Source organism: Streptomyces sp. TRM68367 (assembly GCF_014495685.1).
Classification (GTDB): Bacteria; Actinomycetota; Actinomycetes; order Streptomycetales; family Streptomycetaceae; genus Streptomyces.
The window spans coordinates 1-2,189 of the sequence record NZ_JACTVI010000247.1 but is presented as its reverse complement, the minus strand read 5'-3'; the positions used below and the strand labels follow the sequence as shown (position 1 = coordinate 2,189).

Below are 2,189 nucleotides of genomic sequence, written 5' to 3'. Positions count from 1 at the left end.
CACCACCACCCGAAGGACGAACCAGGACGAATCCTCAACCCCGACCGACCACCCCAGGCCGGCGCGCGCACGTGAATGATCGAGGCCGAAGTCGTCCACCAGACTCGTGTTCTTAGTGTGCTCGCGGAGCTGTTGGGCCGTCTTCTGCTGCCCTTCGGCCAGGTCGTCCTCGATGCTGTCCGCCTCTTTGAGCCGATTTCCGGCCGCGCCAATTTCCGTGCCCACTCGGCTGTTCGTGGCCTCGTCGCGAAGCGCGTTCCGCTGCTCCTGTGTCAGACCTTCGGCATCGGCTCCGGTATCGGGGGTTGCCTGGTCACCGCTGCCATCGCTCGCCCCGGCGGCTCCGTCCGTTCCGCTTGCCTCGGCGGCTCCACCGGTTGCACCGTCTGCTGTGCCGCTCGTGTCGGCTGCCCCACCGGAAGCCTCTCCGGTGCCGTTCACCTCGCCGACTCCTGAACCGTGCGTCAGTCCGCCGCCGATGCCGCCGCCGACCGCTCCGGCTCCGGCTCCGATCAGCGACTGCGACCAATCGAACTGGTCATCCTTGTCCGCCCACGGACCATAGGAGTTGGCGGCATCCCCGACCAGGCTGCCCGTCGCTCCACCGATGGCACCTGTGCCTATCGACTCGCCGATTCCTCCCCCGAGCCTCCCGCCGAGCGCGGCATCGGCAGCCTTTCCCATCCCTGCCCCAGCTATCCCGCCGACCAGGTTGTTCTCCCACTCGGGGCCCTTGCCACTGATCACGCTGGTGGCCACTCCGTTGCCGAACTCGATCGCGGTCCGGCCGGCGAACGTACTGCCGAAACGAACGCCGTACTGCAGAAACTTACTCGAGTGCTCAAATGTCCGCAGCCTCTCGAACCAACGGGCGATCGTGGCCAGGGTCCTGCCGAGCCTCGCGGCGGCCGTCGCCGCCTGCCCGGCAAGCCGAGCCGCGTTCGCGGCACCAGCGGCTGCGGAGAAACCGAGGGTGATAAAGGAGGTGGCGACGGAGACACCGATCGTGACACCGATCTCCAGGTAGATCTGATGGATCTCGCTGTTGATCTCTTCGATCTTGTCCGCTGCCTCGTTCAGGCCCTTCTTCGCCTCGTCGAAGTTCGGTTGAGCGTCCTCAACGGACTTCTTGATCTCTTCCCAATGCTTGACAAAGGCATCGGCAGCTGGCCCTAGCCAATCGTCGCCGTGGACGTCGCGGATGACCTTGTCCATGCGGACGACGAACTTGTCGAGGGCATCCCCCATCGCGCCCCACGCCTTGGCCGCGTCACGCAGAACGTCTGGCTCGCCACCGGGGTTGTAGAGCTCGAGTCCAGCTTCGTAAATGGTCTCCGCAGCCGACTCGTCACTCACGCGCTCTCACCCTTGAACAGGTCCTCCAGGGCACGCTCGGCGGCTCCAGTGTTGTGGGAGTTGCCGGAAAGGTTTTCGGCCATGTCATAAAGATGGTCCTGCAACCCCTGGATCGCCTTGGTCATGTGGTCGGCCAAGTCAATGTACGCGGTGGTCACTTCCTCTGACTCCGTCAGAAAGCCGAACCCGTCGTGGATGGCCTCGCCATCCGTCTTTGGTTTGAACTTGGCTAACTGCTCGCCGAGTTCATCGGCCTCCTCCTTGAACGCGCCGCTCAACCTTTCGAGCGCGGAGTGGCCGATGTAGAACCCGTCCGACACAAGATCCTCCCTCGGGTGTTGCCGCGTGACACGCCGAGCCAACCCTGTGGCTCCACGCCTTACGCCGCACAAACGCTTAAGCGCAATCGTCGATTTTGCCAGGCTGCAGCTGCGGCTCTGCCCGTCGGGGTGCCTGATGCACATCTCCACAGAGGCTAACGCCCTGCCCGGGTAGCTGTTCAGCAGGGCTGACAGCCCGTTCGACCAGAGCATCCCAAGATCGATAAGCTGTGGCCGTGGAGCCTGGTAGTGAGCCGTCGAACGAGGAGTTGAAGCTCCTGCTCGCGGCGAAGGACGCCACGATCGTCCAGCTGACGGGCCTGGTCGAACAGTTGACTTCCCAGTGCGAGCGGCTGGTCGCGCGGGTGGATGAGCTGGAGCGGCGGCTGGGCAAGGACTCCTCGAACTCCTCGAAGCCGCCGTCCTCGGACCCACCGTTCGCCAGGCCCGCGCCGAAGCGGTCCTCGCGCACATCGTCCGGGAGACGGTGCGGTAAGCAGGACGGTGCTCCTG

At 64.8% G+C, this 2,189-nt stretch carries 3 protein-coding genes; 1 reads left to right on the top strand and 2 read right to left on the bottom strand.

Going from position 1 to position 2,189, the window contains the following annotated elements; all coding sequences use genetic code 11:
• A partial coding sequence (locus H8R17_RS48465; RefSeq protein ID WP_187828962.1) for a WXG100 family type VII secretion target occupies positions 1–1,356 on the bottom strand: 1,356 nt, incomplete at its 3' end.
• A complete protein-coding gene (locus H8R17_RS45250) occupies positions 1,353–1,676 on the bottom strand; it encodes a hypothetical protein (RefSeq protein WP_187828961.1) in 324 nt (107 codons plus the stop codon). The genes H8R17_RS48465 and H8R17_RS45250, both read right to left, overlap by 4 nt.
• A 236-nt stretch (positions 1,677–1,912) precedes the next feature.
• On the opposite strand from H8R17_RS45250, the gene H8R17_RS49710 reads away from it, so the two are divergent.
• Positions 1,913–2,189 (top strand): DUF6444 domain-containing protein (locus tag H8R17_RS49710; RefSeq protein WP_399478154.1); only part of this gene is annotated, 277 nt, incomplete at its 3' end.